The organism is Corynebacterium sp. UMB9976, assembly GCF_030212265.1.
Lineage (GTDB): Bacteria > Actinomycetota > Actinomycetes > Mycobacteriales > Mycobacteriaceae > Corynebacterium.
Genome location: NZ_JASODY010000062.1, coordinates 1 through 434, shown reverse-complemented (window position 1 = coordinate 434; position 434 = coordinate 1). Strand labels below are relative to the sequence as shown.

Annotated in this window: 1 pseudogene; it reads right to left on the bottom strand. The window is 54.8% G+C overall.

From position 1 onward, the window contains the following. Positions 1–434: pseudogene (locus QP140_RS09795) on the bottom strand (IS1-like element IS1A family transposase); the annotation flags it as partial.

The following is a 434-nucleotide window of genomic DNA, read 5'->3' as shown; positions in this document are numbered from 1 at the left end:
GCTGAGTGTAACGCTTGCTGATTACGTGCAGCTTTCCCTTCAGGCGGGATTCATACAGCGGCCAGCCATCCGTCATCCATATCACCACGTCAAAGGGTGACAGCAGGCTCATAAGACGCCCCAGCGTCGCCATAGTGCGTTCACCGAATACGTGCGCAACAACCGTCTTCCGGAGACTGTCATACGCGTAAAACAGCCAGCGCTGGCGCGATTTAGCCCCGACATAGCCCCACTGTTCGTCCATTTCAGCGCAGACAATCACATCACTGCCCGGTTGTATGCGCGAGGTTACCGACTGCGGCCTGAGTTTTTTAAGTGACGTAAAATCGTGTTGAGGCCAACGCCCATAATGCGGGCTGTTGCCCGGCATCCAACGCCATTCATGGCCATATCAATGATTTTCTGGTGCGTACCGGGTTGAGAAGCGGTGTAAG